A 13451-nucleotide genomic window follows, 5' to 3' on the forward strand; every position below is an offset into this window, starting at 1 on the left:
ATGCGAGTGTTACACCTGACGACCGGTCGGCGGTCGTTTTTCGACCAGCAGGTAGCGGCGCTCCGTTCCCGGGGCATCGACTGTACGGTCCTCGAGGTGCCGGGCGACTACTCGGCGGACGACCCTCGAGGCGTGACCGACTACCTCAGGTACTACCCGCAGGTGCTCGAACGCGGACTCGACGGATACGACGTCGTCCACGCGAACAACGGGCTCACGTTGCCCTTCGCGCTCGCTCAGCCCAGCCGCCCGGTCGTCGCCACGTTCTGGGGAACCGACCTGATGGGGAACCACGGCGTGGTCTCTAGCGTGAGCCGCCACAGTGCGGCCCGTGCCGACGACGTGATACTCCCCAGTCGAGCGATGGCGGAGTACGTCGACTGCGAGTACGCCCACGTGCCGTTCCCGGTCGACACCGACCGCTTCGAACCGATCGATCGGGCGAGCGCCCGCGAACGCGTCGGCTGGGAGACGGAGGAGACGGTCGTGCTGTTCCCATACGATCCGAGCCGGCCGGAGAAAGACTACCCGCGGGCACAGCGGGTCGTCGAACAGGCCGACGTGGCGGCCGACCTGCGGCCGCTGACCGGTAAACCGCACGAGGAGATGCCCTACTACCTCAACGCCAGCGACGCCGTCCTCGTCACCTCGAAACGCGAGAGCGGTCCGATGATCGTCCGGGAAGCGGCGGCGTGCAACGTCCCGGTCGTCTCGACGGACGTCGGATTCGTTCGCGAGACCCTCGAGGGGGTCGACCAGTCGGCGGTCTGTCGCTCCGACGCCGAGCTGGCCGCGTCGCTGGAGCACGTACTCACCAGCGACGGCCGATCGGACGCGCGGAGCGTACTCGAGGGCCTGGATCCGGCCGACTTCAGCCGGCGCCTCGAACGGGTCTACGACGCTGCGGTGGCTGCCGGGAGGGGGTGCCGATGAGCCTCGGTCGGACGACTAGGCGGTGGCTCCCGACCCGACTTGATACCGGCGCAGCAGTGGCGGGGTTGCTCCTCGCACTGGTGCTGTTTCCGCTCCGGTTTGTCGCCTCCCAGGTGTACATCAAGACGATCCCGATCGTCCTCGGGATCGCCTGCATCCTGTATCTCGTCGCGGACGTCAGCGACGACGCAACGGTAGCGAGCTTCCCGACGCTGTCGCGGGACGTGTTGCGGCTGCTGCCGATACTCGTCGTGACCTGTGTCAGCGCGATGGTCCTCATCGCCGTCGAGAGCGGCCAGCGGTCCGTGCTGTTTTTCGACGTGGCCGGCGTCGCAGGGACGCTCCTCCTGGCACAGATCGTCTTCACCAGTCAGAGCTCGTTCAGCCGGACGCGGGTCCTGTTCCAGATCGTCCTTCTGGCCGCGGCACTCCGTCTGACCGCGCTGTACGTGACGCCGGGGCTCGTCGGCATCGACATCTGGACCCACGTCACCCAGCTGGCCGGGGGCATCGCGAGCGCCGGTTCGCTGGAGGCCATCGCGGACAACAAACACTACACCTCGCCGCTGTACCACCTGCTGGTGGTCACCACCTCGGTGCTCGCGGATGTCCCCCTGCGGTCGGCGCTGTACCTCTCGCTGGGGCTGGCGATGCCGGTCGGGATACTGGCGGTGTTCGCGACGGCGAACCTGCTCGTCGAGCCGCGGTGGGCCGCGCTCGCGGCCGCGCTGTTCTCGATCGGCGACTACGTCATCGAGTGGGGGATCCACCTCATCCCGACCAGCATGGGGCTGTTGCTGTTCCTCGGGATGCTGTACTGGCTCCTCCGCGTGATGCGGACCGACTACCAGTCCAGAGAGTTCCTCCTCCTGGTGTCGTTCTCCGCTGCGGTGATCCTGACCCACCAGGTGTCGTCGTTCATCATGCTGGTCGTGCTCGTGGCGGGTCTGCTGGCGTACTTCACCCTTAACCTGAGCATCTTCGACCGCTCGCTGATCGATCCGGACGTGTTCAGGGTCCGGAACCCGCTGAACATCGCCGGACTCCTGGCGTTCGACGGCGGGTTCATCATCTTCCTGTGGTCGTTCACGCCGTACAACGGGAACTCGTTTCTCGTGACGGTGTTGTCCTACTTCCAGGAGACGCTGGCCTCCAGCGCAGGCGTCCTCAACCTCGCCACCCCGTCCTCCGAGGGGAGCTCCGCGACGGCCGCGAGCCAGGGACCGACGCTGGTCGAGACGATCGCGACGTACGTCGACACGACCGGGTTCCTCCTGCTGCTCTTCGGTACCTGCGTCGGCAGCCTCTACGTCCTCAACCGCCGCCGGGCACACCAGTCCGTGTTCACGCTGGTGGCGGCCGCAGCCATCATGCTCGTGTTCGTGCTGGGCCTTCCGATGTTCGGCATCCGCAACTTCATCCCGCAGCGGTGGTTCGCCTTCCTGTACGCGCCGCTGGCAGTGCTCACCGTCATCGGCCTGCGATACCTCGCGACCGAACTCGACCGGCGGGTCATTGCCACGGTGATCCTGCTATTCGTCCTGGTGTTCCCCAGCGTGATGGTGATGTCGAGCAACGGAACTATCGACAACCCCGTCTTCGAGAATCAGGAGGCCGAACTGGCCTACAGCGAGAGCGAGATCGACGCCGCTTACACGTTCGGGCGGATGACCGGATCGCCCGACGGCGACAACCTCCGTCCCGATCAGGTGGTGTTCACCGATCACCCGTACCAGACGCTGTTCAAGCGGACGGGGTCCTATCCGGCCGACACGGCACGGATAAACGACAGCGACCCGGTCATGCACGACGTTACCGTCTACCGGCAGGAGCAGAGCGAGGCAGCGACCTACTTCATCAACAGCATCGGCATCGGCGAGACCCGGAACATCCCGGAGGAGCGCATCTGTCGGCCCGATCAGGCGGTGATCTACAACAACGCCGACGTGAAGATCTGTTCCGCCTCGCCGGCGGACACCTGACACGTGGCGAGCGAAAGCTCATCCCCGTCAGATAGGCGTGAACAGCCACTCCGGGTCGACGAAACGCCGTTCTGCTACTCGATCATACTCTCCCTCGTGGAGGTCGATAGCGACGTCGACGAAGCGTCGTGGTCGTCTCCGGTAGCGACGAACCGGTTCTCCTCGGCGAGTCCGTCGGCGTACCCGCTGCCGCCAGCGGCCACGGCCTCACCACGCCGTCGGCGGCGGGACTCTCTCGCTGTTGAAAGGTCGAACGCCGGACGAGACGTCCGATTCGGTCCGCAGGAACGCCGCGGCCGTCCGACTGCGGGACGGGATTCGCCGTCGTCGACGGCAGGACCAGCCGTCCGTCGTCGGCCAGCCGCTCGGCCTGCGGTCGCCAGCGTCCACGGTCGAAGTGACCTGCGCGACGCGGACCGCGCCACAGTGCCCCGACTCGGACGCGGTTCCGTCGATTATCGCCCCGGTCGACGATTCGGAGGTACCGTCTCACGAATGGGGACGGACGTCTGTCTTCCCGTCTCCGACGGCGTGGTCGACCCCGGGGGCGACGACTCGTCGGTGTGCAGTTCATTTGTTCGCCGGTCGGGGAGCCGCCGGTGTTCGGTCCGTTCGACTGCGTCCGTCCGGCCGTGGCTCCCGTCGCAGCGACGCCCGTGGCCCCGCCGAACTGGCGGCGGTCGGACGGGCTATCTATAGCAAAGGTACGTGTGTTATACTTATCGGCTCGATAATACGCCGCTGACGCCCGCTCGCGCCTGCACACGTCGACGATCTCCCCGAAGGGACCGCTGCGGAGTGCCGGTCGAGGGGCCGCCGGGAGGATCAGTCGGCGGGTAACTGCTTCAGTCGCTCGGGGCCCCGCTGGTAGACAGTGCCGCTATTCACGCATCGAGGAACGCCCGGGTATCCCCGGGTGCGTCGCCGCGTTCGATTTCTACAGGCAGTTCAAGGCGAGGGCCTCGGGGCTTGACCCCGAGGGTGAAGCCGACAACACCTAACCTATCAACGCTAATCAACCTTTACAACACCGTAGTCCGTCGATTAGGGTATGGAGAAGTCGCTCACGAAGACACTCGTCTTCCAACTCCAACCCGAAAAAGAGCGACTACTCTCCGACGCATACCACGAAGCGCGATGGGTATTCAACCAGACCATCCAGTTAGCGAAAGACGGAATGGACTGGGACGACATCTCACCTCGGCTTGAAGACGAAGCTGACCTCGTGAAGAATACCACGCAACGAATCGTCGCCAAAGCAATCGACGCGCTCGAACAATCCTACGACCGCGACGATTACAACATGCCCAGCCACGAGAAGACAGGGCCATACCCGTTGCGGATGAACTTCACCGAGGGCTACAACCTCACCCTCGAAGACGACGGGATACACTACCGAATTAGTGCCAAGCCCTACAACCCAGTGAAGGGCACACTTCGTGGTTCACCGGACAACCTTGAACTCCTACAACAAGCCCTCGGAAGTGACGAGTGGCGTGTTGGAACCGCTGAAGCGATGACTCGCAACGGCAACCACGAACTCCACATTAACGTCACTCATCTCGAAGCTACAGTTCGTGACACACACGATGCTCGAACTGTCGTGGGAGTGGACATCAACGAGGACTGCGTAGCCCTTTCAGCCCTTCGTGAAGACGACATCGTTGACTCTGTTGTGATAGACTACCCTGAAATCAAGCAAAAGCGTCATCGGTACTTCACGATGCGAAAGCGGATGCAGAACGCTGGGCAAACAGCGTTCGACCACGTGTTCGAGGATAAGGAAAAACGGTATGTCCACGACCAACTCCACCAAGTCTCCCGGCGAATCGTGGAGTGGGTTCAGCAATTCGAGTCGCCGCTCGTTGTGTTTGAAGACCTCAAGCACATGCGAGACTCGATTGATTACGGCACTCGGATGAATCGTCGGTTGCACTCGTTGCCGTTTCACAAACTCCGTTCGTTCGTCGTGTACAAAGCAGCGTTCGAGGGGGTTCCGAGCGATGACATCGACCCAACTTACACTAGTCAGACGTGTTCTTTTACGGGGTGTGAGCATACGGCTCGGTCGAATCGTCGGAAGAACCGGTTCAAGTGCACCGCGTGTGGTCGGCAAGACCACGCTGACCGGAACCCGGCAGTAAATATTGCGAAGAAAGGGTTGGAGTCGTTGAATCGAAATGTGCCTGCTCTCAAGACGTTGCCGACTGTTCGGAAACTGCGACAGCAGGCATCGGGCTGTGTGAACCAGCCGACCGTGACCCACCCGACCGTTCGAGGCCACCAAGCCGATGGTATCGTGGGAGTGTCCGATTAAACCACGGGAAGCCTCGGGGCTTGACCCCGAGGCGGTTCACCGTAGCCCGGGGCGGTCGTCGGCGATCCACACCAGAAGCGTCGCACCCAGCAGCGCCACCTCCAGGAACAGGAACAAGAGGCCGCGGGGCGTCCCGAGGAAGACGACGAAGCGAACCAGGTAGTAGAGCGCGTTGTCGAGGAACCCGCCCTGTCCCGTACTCTGAATGACCACCAGCGGCCAGAGGTACGCCTCGACTCGCAGCGGATTGCCGAGCGCGACCTGATAGACGGCGTCGGCCGGTACGTGTGCGAGGTACGCGACGTTGAATCCGGTGCCGACCGATCGGTAGCCGACCCGTCCCAGCAGCGCCCCGACGGCGAGCGAGAGCGCCGTCGCGGTGAACACCGAGTGGGCGACGGAGACGCCGCTCGGGAACAGCTCGAAGGTCCATCCGAGCGGCTTGTCGACGAGGTCCGGGAACAGAGCACCGAACCCGACCGCCAGTGCCGGGAGCGTGCTCGGCGATTCCCCGTACCGAACGTGGACGTATCCGGAGTACAGCAGGTAGCCGACGGCGACGTGTTCCCATGGCCACATCGTGGTCAGGCCCCGGGTCGTGTCGGCGTGACAGTCGGTGAGAGCGTGACGTCTCTCGGGACTCCGTCGTATCGATAGTGGGTTCTCATCTGGTTACTCGACGGTAATCGGGAGACGGAGCGTCCGGTACGCCGAGTCGGCCGTGGGATCGTCGGGCGCTTCTCCGCGGTAGAGGGACACGACGATCCGCTGATCGGATCCACTCGTCGAGGGAGACACCTCGAAGTTCACCGTCTCCGTCTGGTCGTGATCGAGCGTAATCGTCTGCGATCCGACGCGGGTGCGGTCTACGACGGGTGCGTCGTCGCCGGTGCCGTCGGTCCGCTGGATCTGGGCCACCGCCTCGTACTGTACCCGATCGTATTCCTGGTTGGTCACGTTGACCGAGAGCGTGCGCGTCTCGCCGGGCACGAACTGCGACGGGTACATGGTCTCGTCGTCGCCGGTCACGTCCCCCGTCTGGACGTACAGCTCCGTGAACCCGTCCTGCTGTGTCGGTGCTACCGCGGCGTAGCCCACGCTCGAAACGAGCAGGAGGCAACTCACGCCCAGAGCGACGTTGAACAGCCGGTCTCGATTGTCGGTCGCGCTGAAGGAACTGCTCACGTCGGAGAACGTGATATTCGAGACGACCTGAGAGAACTGCGGCGTGTACCGGCGTTCCCTGGGGAGTCGGTACCGACGTATCAGGCCGCCGATGACGAACAGCAGCGTCAGACCGGTCGTCCCGAACAGCAGTGGGTACACGGTGATGCCCCACGGGGTGAAGTTGGCGACGACGGCGACCAGCGGAACGAGAAACAGCGTCGTGAGGACGGCGAACACGAACCGTTCGAGCGTGTCGACCCCGGCCTTGGTCGGCAGCGGGTTCTGCAACCCGCGCTCGTTCTCGTCGAACGTGCGCTCGGCGTGCTTCCCGGCAGCGGGGTACAGGAACGAGACGAACGCGTATCCGGGGAGCACTGTCACGAGAGGGACGACGACGGCCGCGCGAAGGACGGTACTTACTCCGAGCGCGACCGTCAGTACGACCAGGCCGGTGAGAAAGGCCACCAGCGAGAGGTCGACGTACCAGCGGTCCAGTGGAGACATTGCCGGTCCGTACTATCCCGGAAGGCCTTATTATTCGTCGGATAAACCGCCGGACGGGCGAGCGATGGACCGTCTCGGGGTGTCACTTTCAGCGGGTCTGTGAGAGGACAGTACCGGACGACGGCCACTGTCGGGCCATCGAACCGGACGACAGCGACGTCAGTCCGTATCAGGGCGAACTCGTCGCGTTCCGCAGTCCCGAACCGGCGCTCCAGACGACGCCCGGGAGATGGCGCGGTTCCAGGCGGGCGTTCCGGACGTAGCGCGCGGCGTCGAGGAACGCGCCCTCCTGGAGATAGCGTTTCGCCAGAAGCAGATCGTGGGCCTCCTGCACGTCGTATCCGTCCCGTTCGGCGGCGTGGACCAGCGATCCGTGTTTCGCGATGAACTGCTCGTCGGCGCGTTCGACCGTCTCCGCCGGCGGCGATCCGGTCTCGTGGCGCGTCACGAGCGGCCGATCGACGTACCCCAGGTACCCCTCCTGAATGACCCGCAGGAGGAAGTCGGGGTCCTGGAAGCGGTCCAGATTCTGGTCGAACCCGTCGACGTCGCGGGCGACGGACGTCTCGACGAGCAGCGTCGACCCGGCACCCGAGTGGAGGTGGTCGGCCAGGATCTCCCCGGAGAGCTCCGACCCGCCCTCCTTCGGTCGATCGTCGTCGGCCAGCGACAGCGCCGAGGCGGCTGTTTTGAGCAGGCGCCCCGTGATTCCGTCGAGCTCGTACTGGAAGTCACAGTACACGGCGACGCAGCGCTCGGGCGCGGAGTCGTACCGCGCGAGCTGTTGCGCCAGCTTGTCCGGGTGCCACTCGTCGTCGGAATCCAGAAACGCGACGAACTCCCCGTTCGCGTGCTCGATTCCAGTGTTTCGCGCCACGTTCGCGCCCCTGTTGGTGCCGTGAGTGATGACGCGGAGTCGCGGATCGTCGTAGCTGTCCAGCATCGTGAGGGTCCCGTCGTCGGACCCGTCGTCCACGACGACGAGCTCGAAGTCCTCGTACGTCTGTTCGAGGACGCTGTCGATGGCCCGGGGAAGGACGTCCGAGCGGTTGTACGTCGGAACGACGACGCTTACGGTTGGCATGTCCATGCGAACGCTCCGGGACGTGTTTATTACCCGCTTGCTAGTCGGCGTGACCGGCAGTATCAGTACGTCGTCCCGGTGACGAGGACGTTGGTTCCGCCGGCGTCTTCGATGCCGTCCGGGAGCTCGTTGTTCTTGATACGAACGGAGTCGGCGTCGGGGCCGATCCGGATCGACTCCTCGCCGGTGTAGCAGTCGAGGTAGTTGTCCTCGATCCAGATGTCGTCGCCGGCGGCAGTCACCGGCCGATCGGAACTGCGGATACGGGACCGGTAGACGGTGTACTCCCGACCGAGGAGCGCGAGCCCGCGTCGGTTTCCGCCACCCCACTGGTCGATAGTCAGGGTCCGAAACTCACAGTCGTCGCGTTCACACCGGATCGCGTGGCGCATGTTCTCACCGGACGCGCCGCCCGAGATGCGACTGCCCTGGACTACGACGCCGCCGCCGTCCCCCAGCAGGCGTATCGCGTTCGCGCTACTGTCGATGTCGATGTCGACGTCGACGATCGACACCGGGCCGGTCCCGGACTTGACGTCGATGCCCGAGGCGGGTACGTCGCCGATTTCCATGTCAGTCTCCCTGATGACGGCTTCGTCTACTTCCCCTTGAACCTGGAGCGCGTTCCCGTTCAGCGTGGTGAGGTCGATAGAGACCCCCCGGACTTCGATTCGGTCGGCGTAGTCGAACCGCATCGGGATCTGGGCCTGATAGTACGGCGACCGTCGGTCGGTGACGAAGTCGGACCCGACGACGGTGGCCCGGTCCGCGCCGATGCGGACGTTCACCGGCCCGCTGTTCTGGAACAGACCGCCGGCGACCGAAACCGACCCGTCACCGGTCACGTAGAGCCCGTTGTCCGGGAAATTCCTGACGACGCAGCGCTCGAAGCGGAGGTGGCCCTCGTGGTTGTTGACGAGGATTCCGGTCGGTCCTCGCCAGAGCCCGCCGGGCGTATCGGTCTGCCAGTCCGCGCCGTCAGCCGTGCGGAACCCGTCCACGTGACCGCTCCCGTCCGGATCGGTGATTCTGAACAGCGCCGGGCCCCACGTCCCGCTGTCGTGACGGCCCACGACGTCGACGTCGCTGACCCGCAGTCCGTCGGCCGCGCTCACGTGGAACGCGCGGATACCGGTGTCGTCCGCTCGCTGGTCGACGTCGAAGTTCTCGATGCGAACGTCACGGGCCGGGTGGTAGTAGGTCCCCAGTCTGAACAGCCGGTACTGCGGGCCGTCGAAGTCGTAATAACTGGCCGGCACCAGGGTCGCCTCGTCCCCGACGATGCCGACGTTCGTCACGCCGGACTCCCTGACTTGCTCGTCCATGTAGTACCGGCCCGGCGGGAACTTCAGCAGCGTGTCGTCACCGATGACATCCTGGAGCACCGGACTTACCGATTCGGACCCGCTCGGATCGGCACCTGCGTCGGTGACGTCGACGACGGTTCGATACTGGTCTTCGATGCTCTCCCCTGTAACCGTACCGAGCCCAGCAGAGGCAGCGACTCCCAGGCACGCGGCTCGCAGGAAGGACCGCCGATTCGGCCGTGATACCGCTCTGTCAGTAGGTTGCACACCGCCACGGTTGTAGAGGGCCGTATTTATTATAAACATAAAAGAGCATTTTAATGTTATATATTGGTATTTTTACAACATCTTAATACGATGTTCACATCGGTTGTCTGACTATCGCGGGTGTCGGTACTGGACGCAGGTAGAACGGAGCGTATCCTGCCCACCTGCGCCTCGAACCCGCTATGGGGCCCCGTAGAAACACGAGCGACAGCCGCGTCTTTCCGCGATACCGCGCGATACAGGTAGCTACAGTAAACCCGCAGATCCCGTCAGAAGCCCTACGGTGATCTCGTTGAGTAACCCGCCGTCGGTCGTCGTCTCTGTCGTGTTCGTCGTAGTGGTGTTCGTCTCAGTCGTGGTGGTGTTCGTCTCGGTTGTGGTCGTCTCGGTCGTGTTCGATTCTGTCGTAGTCGTCTCAGTCGTGTTCGTCTCGGTCGTGGTCGTCTCAGTCGTGTTCGTCTCGGTCGTGGTCGTCTCAGTCGTGTTCGTCTCAGTCGTGGTCGTCTCGGTCGTGGTCGCCGTCTCGTTGTCCCCGCCGTCGAAGAATCCACCGTCGTCTGTCGTCTCGGTCGTGGTCGCCGTCTCGTTGTCCCCGTCGTCGAAGAATCCACCGTCGTTGGTCGCCGTTTCGGTCGCGGTCGCCGTCTCGTTGCCACTGTCGTCCGTCGTTTCGGTCGTGGTCACTGTCTCGTTATCGCCGTCGTCTGTCGTCTCGGTCGCGGTCTCGCTGTCACCGTCGTCGAAGAACCCACCGTCGTCGTCCGTCGTCGTCTCGGTCGCGGTCGTGGTCTCGCTGTCACCGTCGTCGAAGAATCCCCCGTCCTCCGTTGCCGTCTCTGTCGTGGTCGCCGTCTCGTTGTCACCGTCGTCGAAGAATCCACCGCCGTCGTCCGTCGTCGTTGCGTCTGTCCGGGTCTCTGTCGGCGTCTCCTCCGGCGTCGACTGCGATTTCCGAGGGGTCGTCTGCGTCTCGCTGGTGGTCGTACTCCCGGACTCCGTCTGCAGCGTCTCCGCTTCCGGAGTCGTCTCAGTCGCGTTGCCCCCATCGGACAACCCGCCGCCTCCGTCGGAGACCGCGTCCATGACGGCGATACCAGTTCCGGACGCGAACAGCACCAGACCGATGATGAGCAGCCAGAACTGCCCCCCGCTCGGGATCAGGCTCGACGTGGACACCCCACCGAGACGCCCGTCGACGCGGGCGACGGTACTCCCGATCGGGTCGGGGAACTCCGACAGGAGATCCACACACTCGCGCACTCCGAGCGCGCCGGTGAGGAAGGCGAACGCGAGGAAGACGGCGAGGCCCACCGGTGGCACCACCGCCAGCGTCACCAGGTTACTCGGGCCGACATCGGACAGGGCCGCGCTGGTCTGGAGGTACCTGGGGAGCAGCAGGATCGGACCCGCTGCGAGGATCACCGTCAGGGCGATCCGGGTGAGACGGGCGTCACCGAGCGGATCGAAATTCAACCGGCGCGCGCTCCAGATGTGGAAGACGAACATGGACGTGTAGCCGATACTCGTCGCGATCGCGGCCCCGGTCATCCCGTAGCGGGGGATGAGCGTCAGGTTCAGCGCGAGGTTGACGACTGCCGCGGCTCCCGTCGCCACGACCGAGTACCGCAGGGTACCGTGCCCCTCCTCGATCGCGATGGTGGGACGGACGGCGGCGAAGGCCAGCCCGCCGGGCAGGAGGATCAACAGCGGCGTCACGGCGGGTCCGGCGTTCGCACCCCAGTAGAGGGGAACGACGATCTCTGCGAGCGCCGCCAGGCCGAGCGCCATCACAGTTGTCAGCAGGAGCGTGTACCGCGTCGTCCGCGATGCGAGACTCGCGATGCGGTCGGTACGGCCCTGCGACCACAGTTCCGAGGTCGAGTGGACGTACACTGTTTGTAATGTCATTGGCACGAACCAGAGGAACTCAGCGAGCGTCAGCGCCGCTTTGTAGTTTCCGACCTGGCTGCTCCCGATCAGCGACTGGAGCATGATGATGTCGACGTGGTACAGGGACATCTGGAACACCGCCAGGGCGATAGCCATCGTGTTGTACGTGAGCATCCGGCGTCGGGGCAGGTCGGCCGACGTCGAGAGGACCAGCGAGCGGAGAGACACTCTCTGAACGACCAGCCCGACCCCGATGAGGCCGACCACCGCGGTCCCCAGTATCTGTCCTGCGACTGCGCCGATGACACCGAACCCGGAGTACACCAGACCGAGTGCGACGGCCGCGAACGTGACGTGGTAAAGCACCTTCAGCGGCTCCGAGTAGCGTTCGAGGCCGAAGCCCATCAACGTCCGACGGGCGTACGCCCAGAACTGGGCCGCGACGACCATCGCGATCATCGCCGTGAAGTACGGCTCGAAGGACGGGCCGAGGTACTGCGCCACCAGCCCCGTCCGGACGGCACCAAGATACCCCAGCGCGCCGAGTATCGCTAGCAGGGTCGCCATCCGGAAGTAGAAGCCGACGACGCCGTCCTCCCAGTCGCTTCTCGCCCTGTCTTCGGCGACGAACTTCCGGACGCCGTTCGTGATGCCCGAGCTGACGAATATCATGAACAGCGCGTGGATGGACATCACCGTCGTGTACTCCCCGAACCGCGCCGGTCCGAGGAAGCGATACAGCAGGGGCATCGTCACCAGCGATACGAGCAGCGTCAGGATCTTCCCGGAGACGACCGAGAGGACGCCGCTCAGAATGTTTCGTCGCATATGGTGTCTCGTGAGTTCGTATCAGTAGGCTCGTAACCCGCAGTCGACCATCGACACTGCACGGAACGCCGTCGTCGCGGCGCGGAACGGTTCGTTCGGACCGATCGAGACGGAACATCGGACTGATCTTGTCACGACCAAGCCCCTGTGCGGTGTTTATTATAGAGGTGGTAAGGGGGACGGGGAGATTCGGCAGGCAGAGTGGATGTATTCCGCGATACGGCTCGTTTTGGACGTCCCTAGGCGTACCCCAGATTCCGGAGCCGTTCCTCGACGACGTCGGTGTCGACGTCGTCAGTCTCGGTCGCGGACGCCTCGCCGTCGACGATCTCCTTCCGTGGGCCGTCATCGTAGACGTGCCACGGGATCGTCGTCAGCTCCTCCGTGTGTATCCCGGAGGGATGACCGTACTCCTGCATCGGCAGCGGAAACGCGCGTTCACCGAACATCTCCCCGTGGTCCGCGCTCACGACGGTCTTGCCCCGTAGCGAGTCCAGGAGCTGTTCGATGTGGGGGACTACGACTTCGAGGTTCTCTCTGTAGGCCCGGCGGAGAATCGCATCGTCGATTTCGATGTCGCCGTTCATCACGCGGTTGAAGAAGTCCAGCGAATTGTTGTCGAAGTGCTCCTGACCGGTCGGACCGATGTAGGGGTAGTGGGGCTGGAGGAAGTGGACGAGGAGACGCTTGTTCGGGTACTGTTCGGCCGCGCGCTCGGTCGCGTCGGCGACCGTCTCCGGCCGGACAGTCCGAAACGTCTCGTCCCAGCCGTCCTCCTGCCAGATCTCGATCACGTCGTGGAAGTTGACCGAGACGAAGCCGCGGTTGCTCTTGCGATAGTGCTGGGGATTAGCAGTCACGTAGACGGTGTCGGTCAACTCCCGACCGTCGAGGTAGCGACTGAGGAACTCGATCGTGGAACTCGACCGGGCGTGGCGCGACTCTGACCGGCCCGGCAGGTCGACCACGTCGGTGAACGTGTCGTACCGGCAGGCGTCGAGCAGGAGGAGGTTGTCCCAGTCCTCCTCGAAGAAGTCGACGCGGTCCGTCCGGTCGAGGTACTGGCGGTGTACGTCGAAGTACAGCTGGTTTAGCCGTCGGACGACGAGGTACGGTTCTCGGATGCCCCGTCGGATCTGGGACGGGAGCGATGAACGCGGTCGCTTCATGTA

Annotated in this window: 10 protein-coding genes; 3 read left to right on the forward strand and 7 right to left on the reverse strand. The window is 64.1% G+C overall.

The genetic code is table 11. The features are described 5' to 3' along the window. Both LCY71_RS17005 and LCY71_RS17010 read left to right on the forward strand, forming a co-directional pair. On the forward strand, positions 1-933 hold the full coding sequence (locus tag LCY71_RS17005; protein ID WP_225336123.1) for a glycosyltransferase: 933 nt from the start codon (positions 1-3) through the stop codon (positions 931-933). Between the two features lie 56 nt (positions 934-989). Continuing rightward, positions 990-2915, forward strand: coding sequence for a putative glycosyltransferase family protein (locus tag LCY71_RS17010; RefSeq protein WP_308444706.1), 1926 nt, complete (start codon positions 990-992; stop codon positions 2913-2915). Between the two features lie 74 nt (positions 2916-2989). Here LCY71_RS17010 and LCY71_RS21510 read toward each other — a convergent pair whose 3' ends face one another. Next, complete coding sequence (locus LCY71_RS21510; protein WP_263654326.1) at positions 2990-3118, reverse strand: hypothetical protein; 129 nt, start codon at positions 3116-3118, stop codon at positions 2990-2992. 848 nt (positions 3119-3966) lie between these two features. Here LCY71_RS21510 and LCY71_RS17015 point away from each other — a divergent pair. Further along, positions 3967-5232 carry an RNA-guided endonuclease TnpB family protein gene (locus LCY71_RS17015; RefSeq protein ID WP_225336125.1) on the forward strand — a complete coding sequence of 422 codons (1266 nt, stop codon included), beginning with the start codon at positions 3967-3969 and terminating at the stop codon, positions 5230-5232. A gap of 36 nt (positions 5233-5268) precedes the next feature. On the opposite strand, the gene LCY71_RS17020 is transcribed toward LCY71_RS17015, so the two are convergent. The 6 genes from LCY71_RS17020 to LCY71_RS17045 all read right to left on the reverse strand — a co-directional run bounded on the left by LCY71_RS17020 (position 5269) and on the right by LCY71_RS17045 (position 13448). Further along, positions 5269-5811, reverse strand: a complete 543-nt coding sequence (locus tag LCY71_RS17020; RefSeq protein WP_225336126.1) for a metal-dependent hydrolase — start codon at positions 5809-5811, stop codon at positions 5269-5271. 93 nt (positions 5812-5904) lie between these two features. Beyond that, complete coding sequence (locus tag LCY71_RS17025; protein WP_225336127.1) at positions 5905-6903, reverse strand: DUF1616 domain-containing protein; 999 nt, start codon at positions 6901-6903, stop codon at positions 5905-5907. Between the two features lie 169 nt (positions 6904-7072). Then, positions 7073-7987 carry a glycosyltransferase family 2 protein gene (locus tag LCY71_RS17030; RefSeq protein WP_225336128.1) on the reverse strand — a complete coding sequence of 305 codons (915 nt, stop codon included), beginning with the start codon at positions 7985-7987 and terminating at the stop codon, positions 7073-7075. Positions 7988-8049: 62 nt separating this feature from the next. After that, positions 8050-9372, reverse strand: coding sequence for a hypothetical protein (locus tag LCY71_RS17035; protein ID WP_225336129.1), 1323 nt, complete (start codon positions 9370-9372; stop codon positions 8050-8052). Positions 9373-9807: 435 nt separating this feature from the next. After that, positions 9808-12279 carry an oligosaccharide flippase family protein gene (locus LCY71_RS17040; RefSeq protein ID WP_225336130.1) on the reverse strand — a complete coding sequence of 824 codons (2472 nt, stop codon included), beginning with the start codon at positions 12277-12279 and terminating at the stop codon, positions 9808-9810. A gap of 239 nt (positions 12280-12518) precedes the next feature. Then, positions 12519-13448, reverse strand: coding sequence for an alkaline phosphatase family protein (locus LCY71_RS17045; protein ID WP_225336131.1), 930 nt, complete (start codon positions 13446-13448; stop codon positions 12519-12521). Between the last annotated feature and the right edge of the window lie 3 nt (positions 13449-13451).

Source organism: Halomicrobium urmianum (genome assembly GCF_020217425.1).
GTDB lineage: Archaea > Halobacteriota > Halobacteria > Halobacteriales > Haloarculaceae > Halomicrobium > Halomicrobium urmianum.

Bases quoted from the DNA above. Each gene is read 5' to 3' on its own strand.
- LCY71_RS17005 (WP_225336123.1), top strand. From the start codon at position 1: ATGCGAGTGTTACACCTGACGACCGGTCGGCGGTCGTTTTTCGACCAG.
- LCY71_RS17015 (WP_225336125.1), top strand. From the start codon at position 3,967: ATGGAGAAGTCGCTCACGAAGACACTCGTCTTCCAACTCCAACCCGAA.
- LCY71_RS17020 (WP_225336126.1), bottom strand. From the start codon at position 5,811: ATGTGGCCATGGGAACACGTCGCCGTCGGCTACCTGCTGTACTCCGGA.
- LCY71_RS17025 (WP_225336127.1), bottom strand. From the start codon at position 6,903: ATGTCTCCACTGGACCGCTGGTACGTCGACCTCTCGCTGGTGGCCTTT.
- LCY71_RS17030 (WP_225336128.1), bottom strand. From the start codon at position 7,987: ATGCCAACCGTAAGCGTCGTCGTTCCGACGTACAACCGCTCGGACGTC.
- LCY71_RS17040 (WP_225336130.1), bottom strand. From the start codon at position 12,279: ATGCGACGAAACATTCTGAGCGGCGTCCTCTCGGTCGTCTCCGGGAAG.
- LCY71_RS17045 (WP_225336131.1), bottom strand. From the start codon at position 13,448: ATGAAGCGACCGCGTTCATCGCTCCCGTCCCAGATCCGACGGGGCATC.